At 32.6% G+C, this 14,876-nt stretch carries 14 protein-coding genes and 1 tRNA gene; 5 read left to right on the plus strand and 10 right to left on the minus strand.

The features are described 5' to 3' along the window. Positions 1-110: 110 nt before the first annotated feature. Positions 111-1,676 carry a tail fiber domain-containing protein gene (locus tag AB8B65_RS08090; RefSeq protein WP_405300392.1) on the minus strand — a complete coding sequence of 522 codons (1,566 nt, stop codon included), beginning with the start codon at positions 1,674-1,676 and terminating at the stop codon, positions 111-113. A gap of 351 nt (positions 1,677-2,027) precedes the next feature. Between AB8B65_RS08090 and AB8B65_RS08095 the strand changes: the two genes are divergently transcribed. Further along, complete coding sequence (locus AB8B65_RS08095) at positions 2,028-3,146, plus strand: hypothetical protein (RefSeq protein WP_405300394.1); 1,119 nt, start codon at positions 2,028-2,030, stop codon at positions 3,144-3,146. Positions 3,147-3,272: 126 nt separating this feature from the next. Here AB8B65_RS08095 and AB8B65_RS08100 read toward each other — a convergent pair whose 3' ends face one another. After that, positions 3,273-4,790, minus strand: a complete 1,518-nt coding sequence (locus AB8B65_RS08100) for a tail fiber domain-containing protein (protein ID WP_405300396.1) — start codon at positions 4,788-4,790, stop codon at positions 3,273-3,275. Between the two features lie 414 nt (positions 4,791-5,204). Between AB8B65_RS08100 and AB8B65_RS08105 the strand changes: the two genes are divergently transcribed. Beyond that, a complete protein-coding gene (locus tag AB8B65_RS08105; protein WP_405300397.1) occupies positions 5,205-5,627 on the plus strand; it encodes a tyrosine-type recombinase/integrase in 423 nt (140 codons plus the stop codon). A gap of 1 nt (position 5,628) precedes the next feature. Here the strand turns inward: AB8B65_RS08105 and AB8B65_RS08110 are convergent, their stop codons facing one another. The 4 genes from AB8B65_RS08110 to AB8B65_RS08125 all read right to left on the minus strand — a co-directional run bounded on the left by AB8B65_RS08110 (position 5,629) and on the right by AB8B65_RS08125 (position 8,331). Beyond that, positions 5,629-6,075, minus strand: coding sequence for a hypothetical protein (locus AB8B65_RS08110; RefSeq protein WP_405300398.1), 447 nt, complete (start codon positions 6,073-6,075; stop codon positions 5,629-5,631). Beyond that, positions 6,075-6,710 (minus strand): hypothetical protein, encoded by a 636-nt coding sequence (locus AB8B65_RS08115; protein ID WP_405300399.1) that lies wholly within the window; start codon positions 6,708-6,710, stop codon positions 6,075-6,077. The genes AB8B65_RS08110 and AB8B65_RS08115 overlap by 1 nt, the downstream gene beginning before the upstream one ends. 1 nt (position 6,711) lies before the next feature. Then, positions 6,712-7,800 carry a hypothetical protein gene (locus AB8B65_RS08120; RefSeq protein ID WP_405300400.1) on the minus strand — a complete coding sequence of 363 codons (1,089 nt, stop codon included), beginning with the start codon at positions 7,798-7,800 and terminating at the stop codon, positions 6,712-6,714. A gap of 449 nt (positions 7,801-8,249) precedes the next feature. After that, positions 8,250-8,331: transfer RNA gene (locus AB8B65_RS08125), tRNA-Leu, on the minus strand. A 108-nt stretch (positions 8,332-8,439) separates the two neighbouring features. Between AB8B65_RS08125 and AB8B65_RS08130 the strand changes: the two genes are divergently transcribed. From AB8B65_RS08130 to AB8B65_RS08140, 3 genes are all read left to right on the plus strand, one after another. After that, positions 8,440-9,828 (plus strand): dipeptidase, encoded by a 1,389-nt coding sequence (locus tag AB8B65_RS08130; protein ID WP_405300401.1) that lies wholly within the window; start codon positions 8,440-8,442, stop codon positions 9,826-9,828. Between the two features lie 406 nt (positions 9,829-10,234). Beyond that, complete coding sequence (locus tag AB8B65_RS08135) at positions 10,235-10,606, plus strand: BlaI/MecI/CopY family transcriptional regulator (protein ID WP_405300402.1); 372 nt, start codon at positions 10,235-10,237, stop codon at positions 10,604-10,606. Then, positions 10,603-12,651 carry a M56 family metallopeptidase gene (locus AB8B65_RS08140; protein ID WP_405300403.1) on the plus strand — a complete coding sequence of 683 codons (2,049 nt, stop codon included), beginning with the start codon at positions 10,603-10,605 and terminating at the stop codon, positions 12,649-12,651. The genes AB8B65_RS08135 and AB8B65_RS08140 overlap by 4 nt, the downstream gene beginning before the upstream one ends. A gap of 486 nt (positions 12,652-13,137) precedes the next feature. Here AB8B65_RS08140 and AB8B65_RS08145 read toward each other — a convergent pair whose 3' ends face one another. The 4 genes from AB8B65_RS08145 to AB8B65_RS08160 all read right to left on the minus strand — a co-directional run. After that, the gene (locus AB8B65_RS08145) at positions 13,138-13,362 is read right to left on the minus strand and encodes a hypothetical protein (protein ID WP_405300404.1); all 225 of its coding nucleotides are present in this window, start codon (positions 13,360-13,362) and stop codon (positions 13,138-13,140) included. Between the two features lie 124 nt (positions 13,363-13,486). Then, positions 13,487-14,209: a LytR/AlgR family response regulator transcription factor gene (locus tag AB8B65_RS08150; protein ID WP_405300405.1), complete on the minus strand. Its 723-nt coding sequence runs from the start codon at positions 14,207-14,209 to the stop codon at positions 13,487-13,489. A gap of 12 nt (positions 14,210-14,221) precedes the next feature. Continuing rightward, entirely contained in the window at positions 14,222-14,545 is a 324-nt protein-coding gene (locus tag AB8B65_RS08155) for an Hpt domain-containing protein (RefSeq protein ID WP_405300406.1), read from the minus strand. Position 14,546: 1 nt separating this feature from the next. Further along, positions 14,547-14,876, minus strand: a 330-nt coding sequence (locus tag AB8B65_RS08160) for an ATP-binding protein (protein WP_405300408.1), incomplete at its 5' end; no start/stop codon positions are given.

Here is a 14,876-nt window from a genome sequence, read left to right on the forward strand (position 1 = left end):
CTCAGCTTTCTTCATTTGTAAATTATAAGTCACTAACAACACCAAATTTTGAGCTGTAGCATATCTTGTTTTCTATGTTGTAAATTCACTACATAAAAAGTAGGCATCATTTATTTAATAATCATCTTTTTAGTAAGAATTACTTCATTATTTGAAATAAGTGCATATACAAAGATTCCTTTTCCAATTTCGCTTGAATTAATGGTCAATTGTCCTTTTTCACTTGACAAATCATAATCTCTTATAAACTTTCCCGATAAATCAACAACAGAAATTGTTGCCCTCGTATTTTTTGGCAAAGTATAGTTAATAACAGATTGATTTGTAAAAGGATTCGGTTTGTTTTGCTCCATTGAAAATCCTAAATCGTCAGTATCATTCTGACTACCTAATCTAGTTTCTCCGTTAGTAATTGCTTCTATCTGGCTTTCTAAATAAGCTACTTTTTCATTTAACGCATTAATGTTAGCTTCCGATTCTTCCTTCAGCTTTTCCATATTAGCTGTTGATTCTTCTTTTAACTCTTTCAAGCTTGACGTTAAAATTGAAATCATTCCAACATAATTTACCGCTTTGTATTCATACGTACCAGTTTCTTTATTTTCTTTATCAAAAATAGGCTTATTGATGGTCGTGATCAATTCAGGAAAAACTTCTTCCATATTTTGCGCTAAGAATCCGTGTTGTATTTCTGTCGGTAAGTTTAAATGTTCGTTTGCTTTAAATGTATACGTAACTGCATCTAATTGCGCTAACTTGTCTAATATATTTTCTTCCGACTTAATGTTTTCTTTTAATTTTCTATCGGAAGCAGTAAAAGTTCCGTTCACAACAACATTTCCGTTAAAATAACCTGCATGTCTATTAGTGCTAGCTGGAGAACTCCCATAAATTGCAGCTCCAAAACCAGTTGGCGTTGTACCACTTTGACCTGAAATAAACCCAGCAACTCCATACGTAGTTCCAGTAGTACTACCAGTTACAGATGCATAGACACCTCTATTAACAGATGCTCCATTTAAACGAACATTAACACCTATGTTATCATAAGCTGAACCACTGGCACTAGTACCAATAACATCCAGACCAATTTTTCGATATCCACCAATTTCATTTATTGACTTGAATCCTGTAGCTATATACGCATTTACAGTAGAAACGTTTTGAGCCGTTACACCAGTACGAATACTACCAACATCACCATAATCTACTCCTACTCTAGTCGTATTTGTAGTTAACGGATCTCCAAAAAAGGTATTTCCTTCATTGGTCATTGTTGCCACTAATGTTGAGTTTGTGGATGTAAAGCTATTTGCAACTCTAAATTCGAAATCGGTTCCTGCGGAAGAGCCAGCTCCAATCCATTGAAGTCTTGGGTTGATATCACTTAGACTTTGATATCCCATAGTTAACGCTTTATTTGGCAATTGAAAACGTAAACCGTACACTGTTTGAGAACCTGTGTTTAAGCTACCGAGAGAAAACCAGCGACTATTTGTAAAGCCAAAATTGGTTCCAGAATCTAATTGTGTCACCAAACCAGAGTCAAATCTGAATGTTTCTCCTGTTGAAGAACTAGGAGATGTTATAGAAGTTGCTACAGGACCATTTGACTTGTTTTGCGAAAAACTAATTGCAGTAAAAAGCACTGCAAAAAATAACGTAATTTTTTTCATATTTATGTATTAAAGTTAATTTTGTTTAAAGATAATCTTCAGTAGTTAAACAAAATTACGGTATAACCGTAAAAATAAATCATTAAAGATCAGTATTTTATAAAGTGGAAGTATTGCATTAATGACAAAGTAATGTCAAAAACATTGAGGAAATCGCAAAGAAAATTTGGAGAATGTATTGCATAAAAAAAGCAAAAAATATATCCGCACATAGATAAGTTATGATTGAAAATAACATCTAATTTTCAAATAATAGGAAGTTGTAATAAAACAGGAATTCACCAAAACGACATAATTAAAAAAATTATATATTTACAACACGATTTCTTAGAAATTAAACTCAAGTGAATTATGAAAAAACTTACATTACTTTTAGTTTCCTTATTTCTTACATCAGTAAATGCACAAACTCCTTCTGAAGAAAAAAAGATTATCAACTCAATAATGGCTGCTGGAGTCCCTTTTGGAATAATGAGTATAAAACCAAAAGGAAATAATTATAAATTATACACCAGTGATAAGTTAACTAAAGTTATGAATGTTTCGACTAACGGAATTAAAGGTTATCGCTTATATTTGTCTGTATTTGACATCCTAAGAAATGAGCAATGTGGTTTTATATTCAGAGTGATTAATTTTCAAGGCAAAGTAGGATGGGTAAAAGGATGTGATGTAAATTATTCTGATTTAGATTTAGCCTATGCAATTGGAAAAATGAATAATCCAAAATACAATCCTTACTTTCAGAAAGAGTTTGCCAAAACATATAAAATAAACACTCCTAAGCTTCTTACAGCTACTAATAGTTTGATAAATGCCAAGAATAAAGAAAAGTATAGTCCTCATTATGAACTAGTCAAGAAAAAAGATAGTAGTCACAAATATAAATTTCAAAAATTATTTTTTGGTTTCGCTTGCCAAGCTCCAATCAATGAAATATTCTTTAATAAAGACGGAGAAGCCTTTAAAAACGGAAAAAAACTCGATAAATTTATTATAAAATCTAAAAATGTATTTAAAATAGTTATCGATAATGATAATATATTGATTAAAACTAGCTTTGGAACTGAATTTATTAAACTAAATAGATTATCGGAAATACTAATACAATTCCTAGATAATGGTGGTAATAACTGTGACTATTGTAAAGGCAATAGACAACCAGACTCATCCGAGAATCCTTTAAAGGCTACAATTGCAATCCAAAATAAATTAGATATCAAAAATCATCATAAAATCATAGAGGTTTACAACGAAATAAGAAAAGCGTATAAATTTTTATGGACTAATTTAGCCAAAAGAAAAGGTATTAGTAAATTTGATAAAACTAATTGTAATACGCAAAATGATTATAAAAATAAATATCCTATCAATGTTATTTATTATCATAGAGAGCAAAATTTAAGGATTGCTATTCCACAAAAAACACCTCCACCAGCAAAAGAGATTATTGAAAATATAAAAAATTAGAATCTTAAAGTGAATAATACTCAAAAAACTATCCTTATTTAAAACACTTTTTAGGATAGTGTCTAAAAAAGCCGAAGTTTTTCAACTTCGGCTTTTATTTATAAATTTTATAATATGTGATATAATTTATCTTACAATCATCTTTTTTGTAATCACTACTTCATTATCTGAAATGAGCGCATACACAAATATACCTTTTCCAATTTCGCTTGAATTTATGGTCAATTGTCCTTTTTCGCTTGATAGATTATAATCTCTTATAAGCTTTCCTGATAAATCAACAACAGATATTGTTGCACTGGTATTTTTTGGCAATGTATAGTTAATAACTGTTTGATTAGTAAAAGGATTTGGTTTGTTTTGCTCCATTGAAAATCCTAAATCACTAGTATCATTCTGAGTACCTAATTTAGTTTCTAGGGCATTTATTCTTTCATTTAATTCATTTATCCTTTCAGTTGATGCTTCATTTTGTGCATCTAACTCATCTATTCTTGCAGTTGATGTTTCATTTAATTCTTGTAAACTTGACGCTAAAATTGAAATCAATCCAATATAATTTACCGCTTTGTATTCGTAGACACCAAGTTGCTTGTTGTCTTTATCTAAAATAGGTTTGTTAATCGTTGTTACTAATTCAGGAAAAACCTCTTCAATATTTTGCGCTATAAAACCATGCTGTAAATTGGCAGGAAGATTTAATTGATCGTTCGGCTTAAATGTGTAGTTTACAGCATCTATCTGAGCTAATTTTTCTAACATTTTATCCTCAACTTTAATATCTTGTTTTAATTTTCGATCAGAACCCGATGAAAATGATCCTGTAACCACAGCATTTCCGTTAAAATAACCCGCAAATCGATTTGACTCTGTTGATGAAGTGCCATAAATAGCTGCTCCAAAAGCAGGAACTCTAACATCAGCCGTACTAGCTACTGATCCAAAAATACCATACGTTGGGCCATCACTACCATTATCTGTTGCAAATGCTCTTACTCCAGTATTTTGAGTTCCTTTATTTACACGAACATTAATGCCTGTATTTTCGAAGCTAGATCCAGTAGTACTTTCAATATCTAAACCAGTTTTAATAAAACCTCCGGCATTATTTACTGACCTTATTGCTGTGGTAAAAACACCATTTTGACTAGCATCAGTTTCTAAAGTTAAGCCCACACGCGAAGAAGCGCCACTAACTTCAGTATAATCAATACTAACTTTTGTGTCAAATGCAGCTAATGGGTCTCCAAAATAGGTTCTTCCATCATTGGTCATCGTTGCTACCAATGTAGAATTAGTAGATGTAAAACTATTTGCGGCTCTAAATTCTAAAGAACTTGTGGAAGCAGCACCAGCGCCAATCCATTGAATTCTAGGATTTGTATCACCCAAATCTTGATAACCCATCGTAATTGCTTTGTTTTCCAATTGAAAACGTAAGCCATATACATTTTGACTACCTGTACTTAAACTACCAATAGAAAACCATCGACTATTATTAAAATCAAAAGCATTTCCTTTTTGCAATTGAGTTACTAAACCAGGTCTGAATCTAAAAATTTCTTGAGTACCAAATTGTTGCGGTATTGGATTGTTTATTGTTGATTGTACACTATTGAAAGATTGATTTCGAGGAACGGGCAACGCTATAACTTGAGAAAAGCAAATAGCAGTAAAAAATAATGCGCTGAATAATGTAATTTTTTTAATGTTTTTAAATTTATTGGTTAATGATCTATAAATTAAACATTTAAAACCAAAACCTATTACGGGAATACCATAAAACAAACGACTAATTCATTTGTAAAGAATATTAAAAAACAACAATTTACGCTAAGTAATTATAAAATCTAAATACAAGAATTGTATCTTAAAAAGATACATATAAAGCTACTACTTTAGTTTTATCCAATAAAAAAAGCCGAAGTTTAGAACTTCGGCTTTTGGTTGTTGTGCGGGTGAAAGGACTCGAACCTTCACACCGTGAGGCACTAGATCCTAAGAGTAGTGATAATTAACATCTGTTAACCTTAAACTCCCTGTATTTAAAGACTTTAAGTGTTTATCAAATTAATAGAACACAATAAAAATCAGAAAACGCTCTCATTAAAGATCAGCGATAAAATGAATGATATTTTATCAGCCTATAAAAAGAAGAAAAAACACAATAAAGGCTATATCTTTCCCAAGCTCACTAAGGCTAATAAAAGCAATCCCAAAGATGTATTGCGTGTAACAAAGAATGCCACCAAAAGCCTCAATCTTTATTTATGTCAAATTGCAAAAAAGGCAGAGATTGATAAAAAGCTTTCGATGCATATTGCCCGTCATAGTTTTGGTAATATTGCAGGCGACACCATTCCGATACAAATGCTCCAAAAGCTCTATCGTCATTCATCGATCACCACAACCATAAACTATCAACAAAATTTTATGCACAAAGAAACTGATGATGCTCTTGATAAAGTGATAGGGTTTTAGGTTAAAATTTTTCAAATTTTCCTTGAGACGGCTCGTAATGCCTAAAGTCTTTACTCCACTTAACTGAATATCTTTGATAGGTATTACTATCGCTTTTTTCATAAAAAAAAACTTTATTCTCTTTTATAGCACCACGTAAATGAGAATAATTTTCTAAAAAATCTTTTAAGCTAATGGGATTACTTTTTTGAAAACCTTTATTTGCTATGGAGATAATACCAGTAGCTTTATCGCTCACAAAATATTCATTGCAAATTTTGAAAGTAACTTGTGTTTTAACATCGGTTAGTTTTTTCGTTTTACATTTGTGTTTATGAAAAGTATCAAGTCTTTTCATTGTATATTCAACCGTTTTGCCATTTTCAAACAAAACATTGATTTCTTCTTGCCCACTACAAGAAAGTAATAGAAAAAGAATGAAGATGCTAATTATTAGTTTTGGTTTCATTATTGAGTACATGTTTCGTTAGCATTATCATCTAGCAGATCATTAAGAACTGCTATTATACGGTTTTTTTCACTATTTAGAAGCTGATCGAATGCAATTATTGTCGCTTCTTGTCCAGGAAAATTCATCAAGCCCAGCCATGCAACATCTTTATATATTTGAGCAGGCTCTTCATTATCAGGTACAGCTATACCTGTATCAAATTCTTGTGTTGCGCGTGCAAATGTATCTCTATAATAGTCAGCCATGAAGTTATGACTCCAGTCTTTTGTTACTCGGTAATATTCATAAATAATATGCCGATCACCGTTTTCTAGTGAGGCAATAGCTTCTTCTGGTGTTAAATTAGGTATTTGATCTAACCCTATTTCGTTTAATATTTGCCTTAAAAATTCAGCATGTATGACCTCATGAATTATTGTATTAGCCACAAAAATATTCGGGTTATAGTCTACTCTTTTATTTGATGTACTATTAGTATTGAGTGTGATTATAATCGTACCATTTTCATCTGGCCATTGAGTTAAGGCTCTGTCGTTGCTACCTAAGTCACCAAGCTTAAAAGTTACATTTGCTTTTGTGTTATTAGGAGAGAATTTTGCTAAGGCTTTACTTAAAACACTGCCATTTTTCATTTTAATTATAAATACATTTTGCTTTACCTGTAAAACTTGGGTCTAAAATTATTTTTTCCTCAAAATCTACCTCACCATTATTACGCAATGCTTCAATGGCTTCATCAATAAATTCTTTATTTTCTTCACACGGATTTGTATTGAGGTTAACTATTGCGTCAGCATAAACACTTCCTGTAGGAGTTTGTAACCAACTAATATCATCACTTGACAGAGGAAGACTGTTATCAAAACTTCCCATAGCACCGCCATTAATACAATTAACAACACGTTCCCAGTTAGGAACAAAAGGTACAGTTTCAATTGGATCGTCTGGGTCAGTATCATTGGGAGGATTACTGCCACCGTCTGCGGTTGGGTCGCTTCCGCTTCCTGTACTTGTTCCACCACCAGAGCATCCCCAAACATTAACCGTTTGCCAGCCACAACTTCGTGTCGGCATCGTACAATAAGAAAGATCAACACACTCACATTCTTCACCCCAAGTATGATGTTCATCTCCTGTACATGGTGTTTCTGTACATATATATTGCTGCACACTATCAACAATTTCGGGCACACCCTCTAAACATGGACGCGGACTACCAATACCACTTTTATTGAGAATCGTTTCACCATTGATCGCTTCCATAACAGCGTTTGCATGATCTAGGCTCTCAACTTGATTGTTTATAATACGTGGATATTTAATCAGAAATTGATATTCAGCCCCATCATCAAACTCAATCAACATATAATTAATCAGATGCGTTTCTTGGTCTTTATGACCGATAACAGGTGTTGTATATTGTGTATAGGTATTCCGTTCGATGATTTGAATTGTATTCAGATTAAGAGAGAAAGTGTTGCCGTTACTATCATTTTTGCCAATGCTTGCTGATGCGACGCTTTGCGATGTTTGTTTTAGTTTCTTATAAACAGTTGAATTAAAATCTTGAAAATGTTTACCACTTTCGATTTGAATAATAAATTCTGATTTTTGTGTATTTGATTGATGAGTGTGATCTACGCTATCATCATGCTGACAACTTAAAACGCTCAGAAAAACAGTCAAAATAAAAAAGAGAAATACTCTAAAAATACGTTTCATAAGTAACTTTTGTTTTTTTAATCATAAAAGTTAGGCTTTAAGGGGAAACTGATTCTGAGGTTAATATAGGTAAAAACTTATAAAACATGTAATTATTGTATTTGAATTTTAAAAAGCAATAATAATTCTATTAATCTTATACTCGCCTAAACCAGAATAATTTTTCTCTTAGGTACGGATATTAAAATTACATTGGAAAATATTTTTTGATATCTCAAACGAAAACATAAAAGCAAAAGGATTTAAGCTACCTAAGGAATGGACTTCTTTACAGTCTATACTCAAGCTTTATAAAATAATCTATTTTGAAGACAAAATAACCTCTTTACTTAGCAAATTAGTATTAAACAATCGATAAACCTTAAAAGCTTAGTTCAAAAAAAATGTTTTACCTATGTTGTACCCAAACAAAAAAGCCGAAGTCTTTCAACTTCGGCTTTCGTTTGTTGTGCGGGTGAAAGGACTCGAACCTTCACACCGTGAGGCACTAGATCCTAAGTCTAGCGTGTCTACCAATTTCACCACACCCGCAAATGTGGCTGCAAATATAAAGAACATTTTTAATATTCAAAGCAAGTCAAACGTATTTTTTCCCTCTTTTTTAGTACATTTGAGTATCTAGAAAATTCAACACACTTCATGAATACTATAAAATCCTATGTAGAAGCGCATAAAAACCGTTTCATAGATGAACTCATCGAACTTTTAAAAATTCCTTCAATAAGCGCCGATCCAGCGTATACACAAGATGTTATTGACACATCTACTGCCATTAAAACTAGTTTAGAAAAAGCTGGTTGCGATCATGTAGAAATCTGCGAAACGCCCGGATATCCTATTGTATACGGACACAAACATATTTCAGACGACTTACCAACAGTACTTGTATACGGACATTACGATGTACAACCGCCAGATCCATTAGATCTTTGGGAAAGTGGCCCATTTGAACCCATCATCAAAAAAACAGACATTCACCCAGAAGGCGCCATTTTCGCGCGCGGTGCCTGTGATGATAAAGGGCAAATGTACATGCATGTAAAAGCCATGGAATTAATGACCGCAACCGATCAATTGCCTTGCAACGTAAAGTTTATGATTGAAGGTGAAGAAGAAGTTGGTTCCGAAAGTTTGGCTTGGTTTGTTGAACGCAATCAAGAAAAACTAGCAAACGATGTTATTTTAATTTCCGACACGGGAATGATTAGCAACACGCAACCATCTATCACAACAGGTTTACGCGGATTAAGCTATGTAGAAGTGGAAGTTACAGGTCCAAATCGTGATTTACACTCAGGATTATACGGTGGCGCTGTAGCGAATCCGATCAATGTATTATCAAAAATGATTGCTTCGCTACATGATGAAAACAATCACATTACCATTCCAGGATTTTACGACAAAGTAGAAGATTTATCAAAAGAAGAACGCGCCGAAATGGCAAAAGCACCTTTCTCTTTAGAAGCGTACAAAAAAGCCTTGGACATTGATTCGGTATACGGAGAAGCTGGTTACACAACTAACGAACGCAACTCTATTCGACCAACTTTAGACGTTAACGGAATTTGGGGCGGATACACAGGTGAAGGTGCCAAAACCGTCATTGCAAGCAAAGCGTATGCTAAAATTTCAATGCGTTTGGTTCCGAATCAAGAGTGGAAAGAAATTACAGAATTATTCAAAACACATTTTGAAAACATTGCGCCAAAAGGTGTCACGGTAAAAGTAACGCCGCATCATGGCGGACAAGGCTATGTAACTCCAATTGACAATATTGGCTACAAAGCAGCAAGCAAAGCGTACGAAGATACATTTGGAAAAACACCAATTCCACAACGATCTGGCGGAAGTATTCCGATTGTTTCACTATTTGAAAAAGAACTAAAAAGTAAAACTATTTTAATGGGATTCGGATTGGATAGCGACGCAATTCATTCGCCAAACGAACATTTCGGAATCTTCAATTATCTCAAAGGAATTGAAACCATTCCGCTGTTCTACAAATACTTTACAGAACTTTCTAAGTAAACACATACACTTCAAAATCCGCTCTTAGTAGCGGATTTTTCTTTTGTACTGAACTTGTTTCAATATCTAAAATATATCATTTTGGGCGTTACCTCCGAAAAAAACGAAGGTCAGGCTTTCGGCAGTCGCTCTCTTCGAGGAGCTTCAACAATGCCTCTATCCTTAACGCGAAGTTCCTATGAAACGGGGAAATTCCCACGAAAGTGGTACATCTTAAAAAAGTCAGAACAACACAAATTCGCAAAACATTTTACCTCTACATTTGTAGAATCAAAATTTATATTCTACATTTGTAGAGTAATATTACAGTGATTGGTATAAAATGAACTGTTTTTATTTTGATGTCGACCAAAATAATTGCATTCACTTTTACAAGCAATCAAAACAATACTTAAAATTTTGACGTGTGAAATTATCAAAAACAGAAGAACAATTGATGCAGCATTTATGGAAGCTTGAAAAAGCCTTTATGAAAGATATTTTGGAACAATATAACGAACCAAAACCTGCAACAACGACCATTGCCACTTTATTGAAGCGCATGACTGATAAAGGATACGTTGCATATAAAACGTTTGGGAAATCACGAGAATATTATCCATTGATTCAAAAAGCTGATTATTTTTCAAATCATTTAAACGGATTAATCAAAAATTTCTTTAATGATTCTGCATCACAATTTGCTTCTTTCTTTACAAAAGAGACAAATTTATCAGATACTGAGTTAAAAGAATTGCGTAAAATTATTGATCAACAAATAAAAGATAAAACGGAATGATCATATATATTATCAAATCAGGATTATGTTTGGCACTCATTTTACTAGTGTATAAAATAGTATTGGAGCGTGAACGTATGTATACGTTTAACAGATATTATTTACTTTTCGGATTGTGTTTTGCGCTAATAGTTCCTTTTATTACAATGGAAACTACTGTAGAAATACCTCTTGCAGAAAGTGCAACTGCCGCAAATTTTGAAGCACTAACTACTGCCGGAATTACTGATTTTGACACTAAAAATGCTCAGGAAACTACCACAATTGCTCCGTGGATTATAGCAACCATTAGTTTGTATGCAATTGGATATTTATTATTCTTTTTCCGTTTTATTAGAAATATATACCGAATTTTTTATAAAATCATTAAAAGTGTGCGTGTTCGCTACAGAGAAGCTTCTTTGGTATTGCTGAAAGAAAACGTATTGCCACATACATTTTTACACTATATTTTTCTAAAAAAAGAAGCCTACGATACGCAAAATATCGCAGAAGAATTATACACACACGAATTGGCGCATGTTTCGCAAAAGCATTCGCTAGATATTATTTTTATTGAATTGATCCAGATTGTATTTTGGTTCAATCCATTATTTATTTATTATAAAAAGGCCATACAGCTCAATCATGAATTTTTAGCAGATGATGCTGTATTAAAATCAAACACAAAGATTCCTGCATATCAACATTTATTATTGAAGAATGCAGATCGGAATCACAACTTACATTTGGCCAGTAATTTGAATTTTTCCGTAACTAAAAAAAGATTACAAATGATGACAAAACATACCACACGTGTACGCGCTTGGCTTACAGCTACGCTCACGATTCCAGTTTTTATAGGCGCGCTATTTTTATTTAGTACAAAAGTAATTGCTAAAGAAATAACGAAATCGCAAAAAACTTCCGACACAGAAATACTTATAACAGAAACACAAGACCCGAAAGCCGATTATTATAAAAATGCAACATTTATTTTTGAAGATTCAAAAGGCAATAAAGTAACTAAAAACTATGCACAGCTTACCACTGAAGAGAAAGCATTGTTAGTGCCACCGCCGCCCAAACCATCTGTAAAGAATCCTACTAAAAAACAATTGAATGATTGGGGAAACAACTCTGAATTTGCAATTTGGATTGATGGAAAAGTAGTTAATAACGAAGCAATTTCTAATAATTCCATCGTGTATTACACACAAAGCTTTGTATACAATAACGCAAGAAGCAAGCGTTTTCCACAACCGTATCAAGTACAATTGTATACCAAATCTGGCTTTAATGCGATGGTGAAAGATTTTGGGAGTCCATTAAGTAAAAATGCGGTACTACATTTTAAAAAAGGGAAACATAGCAATAATATATTCATCAAAAATAAAAAAGTAGGATCAAATGTACAAAACAACTTGCGCCATGAACTTGCTAAGGCTAATAAATTATCTATTAATTATGTAGATAAAAAGAATGGTCCGAACGAAATGGAAGCACCATATACAGAAGGAGTTCAAAAGCAAGTCAAACAAAAAGACATTGAACTGCTTATCAACAAAAATGAACAATTTTTAGTAAATGACGATTATGTTTGTAAGCTAAAAAGCCTGGATAAGTTTGTTAAAATTGAATTAAAAAAGATTCAAAAGAAAAGTCACACCACTGCGTCAATTCGCTATGACAAAGCTGTTTCTGAAAAAGTAGTAAATGATGCAGTTGCTATCTTGAAAAAGAATCATATTTACGACATTACAATTAGCAATTCAAATAGTGATGAAAGTGTCCGATTGCCACCGCCGCCGCCAGCTCCAGAAAAGATAAAAGCAGTTAAAGTTTCTGGTCCAGATCAAAAAAATGCAAAGGCTGTTAACTTTATGCATAAAATCATGAAAGGTGAAAAAGTAAATAACATCATGATTAATGGAAAGAAGCACTTTTCTGTAGTTAAAAATGGCAGAACATTTATTTTTAATGAAGATAGCAAATTGGTAGATAAAAACGGAAAACTACTTCCGCCGCCGCCGCCTGTAAAGAAGAAAACAAAATCAAAGAAGTAAAAGCTTCAAATAAATTTGCTAAGCAACATGAAACAATACGGTTTTGAGTTGCTGTAATGACTAAGGTTCTTGTTCTGATTTTTTAATTGAAATCGAAATAAGAACCTTAGTTATTTATGTATATTTAAAATCATTTTTAACGTGAAAAACTAGTGTATCTCGCTTTTTTATTTATTCTAGCTTCCTGCACTAAAGAAATTAAAACGGCTACAATTATAGCCTCAGGATCAAATGTAAATTTTGTTAGTGTTAAAAATCCGGTAGATGATATTGTACTTTAGAATAATAAAACTGTAGTAAATTTAAACGAATACAACCTAATTTTAAAGAAAAAGCACAAGTGAGCATTCCGCAATATCTCATTATCGATGATGGCACAATTGTAACAAACAATGCACCAAGACCAAGCGATTTGGAAACACTTTCAAAATTACTAAATTGATGTGTTTTCAACGCTACTCTTAATTTTTTAAAAACTCATGTGTTTTAGCAAGTCATACTTTTTAGGTGTCTTATCATGCGTTGTTGCGCTTTGGCTTGGGCAGTTTGCAAACTCGTTGCAAATTCGCTTTCGGCAATAGCACGATATAAGACTTCTCCGTTTTTGTAAACAATCCACCAATATTTGCTATCTTGCATGTATTCTGCTTTTAAATGATAGCCATCTTCAGTAATGACTTCTTTGTATTTTTTATTTCCTTTCCATCTCATAAAACTAAGTAGGTTATTTTTAGTGATTTTAAGGTAAGAAAATAATCTTACACAACATAACTTCTGACGTAAAATGTTCTAAACGTCCATCAAATGTTACAAATGCTTAAACAAATGTTCTAAGTTATAGGAGATTTAAGCGTTGCATCAACTCTTTTCGGTTGGCTCTACTTACAGGAATTACATCTTGTTTTATTAAAACACTGTTATCTTCAATATCTACAATCTTAGTTGTATTGATGATATATGATCGATGTACTTTTAAGAATAAATGATTTGGAAGCTTTTCTTCTATTTTTTTAAGTGTAGAGTGTACGACGTAGTTTTTGTCTTCTGCCTTTATTTTAATGTAGTCACCTTTGGCCTCTATCACACAAATATCAGGCACATTAATTTTGACCAATCTACGATCTATATTAACGTACAAATCATTTCCAACAGTCGACGCTTCTTCAGTAGTTGCTATAGTTGGCTCTTCTTCTTCTTTAGTTACTACAACTCTTTCTTTGATACGTGCTACCGCTTTGGCAAAACGCTCAGGTGTAATTGGTTTTACTAAATAATCAACTACACAATCGTATTCAAAAGCATCTAACGCAAAATTTTTGTCGGAAGTTGTAAGAATTACTAGTGGTGGATTTTTTAGGGTTTGAATAAAATCAAATCCAGAAAATGTAGGCATGTGAATGTCTAAAAAGATCAGATCGACTGTATTCCCATTTAGATATTTTATAGCATCAATAGCATTTTCAAACTCTTCAGCAATAGTAAGTTCTTCAATCTTTTTGCTCAATTGTTTGGTTATAGCTCTTGCTGCTGCTTCATCATCTACAATTATACATTTCATAAGTAGGTAGGCTTATATAGTCATTAAAAATTCTTCCATGTTTTGCAAAATCTTGAGAAATGTTTCATATCGTTTGGGATCGTCATTTTTTAATTCTTCCTCAAAAGCAATTGCAAAGTCATAACTTTTTTCGAGTCCCAAAATACTAATTTTATGTTTAATTTTATGCACATGTTCCGCGGAATTTTGATAGTTTTTTGCTTGAACACTTTCTATAAAGGCTTCTTTTTCTTTAGGAAGCTCTTTTTTTAAGATCGAAATCAAGCTTGCTTCAAACTCAGTATCACCATCTGCAAGCTCTTTTATGTACGATAAATTGGGGCTATCTAACTGCATATTATTTTTTTAATTTAAAGAAAAACGTAGTTCCTTTTCCTTCTTCCGACTCTAAAGAAATAGTTCCTTTATAAAGTTCTATAATTTTTTTCACAATTGACAAACCTATTCCTGTCGATTTTCCTTTTCTGTCTAAGGTTTGAAATATTTTAAAGATTTTATCATGATATGCTTCCGCAATTCCCACTCCATTATCAGAAATAGAAAATTTCCAATATGTTTTTAACTCTGTAAATTTAACTTCAACTTTCCCTTCTTCTTTGTCAATGTGCGTAATTGCATTGCTGATTAAATTTTGAAATAATTGTTTTATTCGTGTTTTATCAGCATT

It is taken from the genome of Kordia sp., from assembly GCF_045105435.1.
Classification (GTDB): domain Bacteria; phylum Bacteroidota; class Bacteroidia; order Flavobacteriales; family Flavobacteriaceae; genus Kordia.